General features: G+C 72.1%; 4 protein-coding genes. 2 read left to right on the top strand and 2 right to left on the bottom strand.

Annotation, left to right across the window (positions count from 1 at the left end; translation table 11 throughout):
• Together glgX and IE249_RS22665 are read right to left on the bottom strand one after the other, a co-directional pair.
• The coding region (gene glgX, locus IE249_RS22670) for a glycogen debranching protein GlgX (protein ID WP_229859032.1) at positions 1-1,588 on the bottom strand (1,588 nt) is incomplete at its 3' end.
• Positions 1,585-2,097: a pep a2 gene (locus IE249_RS22665; protein WP_189707326.1), complete on the bottom strand. Its 513-nt coding sequence runs from the start codon at positions 2,095-2,097 to the stop codon at positions 1,585-1,587. The genes glgX and IE249_RS22665, both read right to left, overlap by 4 nt.
• Before the next feature lie 354 nt (positions 2,098-2,451).
• Between IE249_RS22665 and IE249_RS22660 the strand changes: the two genes are divergently transcribed.
• Together IE249_RS22660 and IE249_RS22655 are read left to right on the top strand one after the other, a co-directional pair.
• Positions 2,452-2,769, top strand: coding sequence for a DUF5133 domain-containing protein (locus IE249_RS22660; protein WP_189707324.1), 318 nt, complete (start codon positions 2,452-2,454; stop codon positions 2,767-2,769).
• A 72-nt stretch (positions 2,770-2,841) separates the two neighbouring features.
• A partial coding sequence (locus IE249_RS22655) for a maltotransferase domain-containing protein (protein WP_189707322.1) occupies positions 2,842-3,461 on the top strand: 620 nt, incomplete at its 3' end.

The following is a 3,461-nucleotide window of genomic DNA, read 5'->3' as shown; positions in this document are numbered from 1 at the left end:
TCGGGATGCCCTGGGACAGCAGCAGCGTGGCGAGGAAGTTGCGCTGCTGGCGGGCCCGCAGTTCGAGGACCGAGGGGTCGCGGGTCTCGCCCTCCGCACCGCAGTTCCAGGAGCGGTTGTCGCTCTCGCCGTCCCCGTTGCCCTCCCCGTTGGCCTCGTTGTGCTTGTCGTTGTACGACACGAGGTCCCGCAGAGTGAAACCGTCGTGCGCGGTCACGAAGTTGACGCTGGCCCGCGGCCGGCGCCGGTTGTGGGCGTACAGATCGGACGATCCCGTCAGCCGGGAGGCGAACTCGCCCAGCGTGTGCTCCTCGCCGCGCCAGAAGTCCCGTACGGCGTCCCGGTACATGCCGTTCCACTCCGACCACAGCGGCGGGAAGTTGCCCACCTGGTAGCCGCCCTCGCCGACGTCCCACGGCTCGGCGATGAGCTTCACGCGGCTGATCACCGGGTCCTGCTGGATCAGGTCGAAGAACGCCGAGAGCCGGTCCACCTCGTGGAACTGCCGGGCCAGCGTGGCCGCGAGGTCGAAGCGGAAGCCGTCCACGTGCATCTCGGTGACCCAGTACCGCAGCGAGTCCATGATCAGCTGCAGCACGTAGGGGTGGCGCATCAGCAGGCTGTTGCCGGTGCCGGTGGTGTCGTAGTAGTGCGCCCAGTCGCCGTCGACCAGGCGGTAGTACGAGGCGTTGTCGATGCCCCGGAAGGACAGGGTGGGGCCCTTCTGGTTGCCCTCGGCGGTGTGGTTGTAGACCACGTCGAGGATCACCTCGAGCCCGGCCGCGTGCAGCGCCTTGACCATCGACTTGAACTCGGCGACCTGCCCGCCGCGCGTGCCGTGGGCGGCGTAGTCGTTGTGCGGCGCGAAGAAGCCGATGGTGTTGTAGCCCCAGTAGTTGGACAGTCCCCGGCCCTGGAGCACGCCGTCGTGCACGAACTGGTGCACGGGCATCAGCTCGACCGCCGTCACGCCCAGCGAGGTCAGGTGCTCCAGGACCGCTGGGTGACCCAACCCTGCGTAGGTGCCGCGCAGTTCGGGCGGCACGCCGGGGTGGGTGCGGGTCAGGCCGCGTACGTGGGCCTCGTAGATGACCGTGTCGGAGTAGGCGCGGCGGGGCGGGCGGTCCTCACCCCAGTCGAAGGACGGGTCGGTGACCACGCCGAGCATGGTGTGCCCGGCGCTGTCGGCCGGGTCGGGGCCGTGCGGGGCCCGCTCGTAGAGCGAGGGGTGGTCGTGGATCCGTCCGTCCACCGCCGTGGCATACGGATCGAGGAGCAGCTTCCTGGGGTTGCAGCGGTGGCCGGCGGCCGGGTGCCAGGGTCCGTGCACCCGGTAGCCGTAGCGCTGTCCCGGTCCGACGCCGGGCAGATAGCCGTGCCACACGAAGCCGTCGGCCTCGGTCAGCGGGACGGTGCGGTGGGCGCCGCCGTCGTCCACCAGGACGAGTTCGACGTGTTCGGCCACCTCGCTGAACAGGGCGAAGTTGGTGCCCTGCCCGTCGTAGGCGGCGCCCAGCGGATAGGGGTACCCGCTCCACACCGGCGGGGTGGGGGCGGGTACTCCCTTGCGGTGCCTGCGCGCCGTCACCGGGCGTCCTCCAGGACGGCCTCGGGGGCGCTCAGCGGTGAGGCGAGCGCGGTGACCGGCACGGCGCGCGGCGTCTTCAGGCCCTCGCGCAGGGTCGGGGAGGGCGCCTTCGGCACCAGCGGGACGCGCACCCCGGCGCGGGCCCGCTGCGAGAACCAGATGACCTTGCTGCCGGTCTCCGAGGCGCAGCAGCCCCAGCCGTCGCTCGTCGCGGCGATGCGCGCCAGACAGCTGCGCAGGTCCTGGTCGGGGCGCAGGTCGTGGTTGTTCTCCCCGACCGCGGTGATGAGGTGCTGGCCGGTCCACCACATCTCGATGGAGGTGTGCTTGTCCCTGGCGTGCTCGTCGATGGCCTTCAGCAGCATCTCGGCACCGCCGCACACGGGTTCGACGAGGTCCTCCAGGTCCCAGAACCGAAGGTGAGCGGCCAGGATGCGCCTGACCTGTCCGACCCGTTCCGGGCTGACTTCCACGTCGAGGTGGTAGTAGCAGGGCACTGCGGTCTTCATTGTCGTTGGCTCCTCACCGGCGTGGCTCGCGCTGCCGCTGCCATGGGCCCTTGTGGGCTCAGCCCCCGAGTACGAAGCGTGAGCACCTGTTGCCTCTGAGTCAGATCCCACACTGAGCGCACTACGCCATTCGTGCAACACGAGCAGGTGGCGGGCGGGAACCGGCACCAGGACGGGGGTGACGGGCCGTCGGCCGGCTGGTTGAAGATCCAACAGGACGGTGAGTCGTTGAACGTGCACCATGAGTGAAGGTCTCGAGCGCCGTGAACGGGACCCGTGCCACGCGTGCGCGGTGACCGCCCCGACTGTCGGGAGACGTGCCCTTCGAGCGCTCATCGAAAGGTGAACGGCGCCATGCTGCTACCCGCCAAAACCGAAGTCGCACGGCATCTGCGGCGCTACCGGGCCTGGGAACGCGCGATGCTCGCATCGCCCGACGACCGCCGGGTGCGGGCCACCTTCGAGGACTCGGGCTACACGCTGTGTGTGCTGATGGGCAAGCGGTGTGCGCGGGAGGCCGCGGACGCCGCCGAACGCTATCTGCGGACCACGCTGGTCACCTACCTGCGGGAGCAGAACGCCGCCCGGCCGCACGTGGCCGCCGTGGCCCGCAGGGGCCGGCCCAAGTCCCCGGGACGCGCGGCGGAGCGGCGCTCCCCCGCCGGCCGGTAGCCCCGCCGCCGAGCAGGACCCCCTTCCCGGCCGGGCGCGAGCCCGGCCTCGAGCACACTGGAGGTGACACCCATGAGTCCGACCCCGCGTCCGGCCCAGAGTCCGACCCGTCCCGTCGGCCGCATCCCGGTCCGGGACGTGCGCCCGGCGGTGGAGTGCGGCCGGCGCCCGGCCAAGGCGGTCGTGGGCGAGACGTTCGAGGTCACCGCCACCGTGTTCCGGGAGGGCCACGACGCGGTGGCCGCGGCCGTCGTCCTGCGTGATCCGGAGGGGCGGCCGGGTCCCTGGACGCCGATGCGGGAGCTGGCCCCCGGCTCGGACCGCTGGGGCGCGGAGGTCACGCCGGGCGCGCCCGGGCACTGGACGTACCACGTGGAAGCCTGGAGCGATCCGGTCGCCACCTGGCGGCACGCCGCCGGGATCAAGGTGCCGGCCGGCATCGACGCGGGGCTGGTGCTGGAGGAGGGCGCGGAGCTGCTGGCCCGGGCGGCCGCCGGGGTGCCCGAGGGGCCGGGGCGGCGGACCGTGCTCGACGCGGTGCGGGTGGTGCAGGACGACACGCTGCCGGTGATGACCCGGCTGGCGGCGGCGCTGACGCCGGAGGTGGACGCGGTGCTGGCCCGCCATCCGCTGCGCGAACTGGTCACCGCCTCCGAGCCGCTGCGGCTGCTGGTCGAGCGCGAGCGGGCCCT

The organism is Streptomyces anandii JCM 4720, from assembly GCF_014650655.1.
In the GTDB taxonomy this organism is placed as follows: domain Bacteria; phylum Actinomycetota; class Actinomycetes; order Streptomycetales; family Streptomycetaceae; genus Streptomyces; species Streptomyces anandii.
Note: the sequence above shows the minus strand (reverse complement) of the source record. Positions and strands in the feature narration are given on the sequence as shown.

What these genes read in the sequence shown, in the direction of transcription:
- IE249_RS22660 (WP_189707324.1), top strand. Translation starts at nt 2,452, where the DNA reads ATGCTGCTACCCGCCAAAACCGAAGTCGCACGGCATCTGCGGCGCTAC.
- IE249_RS22665 (WP_189707326.1), bottom strand. Translation starts at nt 2,097, where the DNA reads ATGAAGACCGCAGTGCCCTGCTACTACCACCTCGACGTGGAAGTCAGC.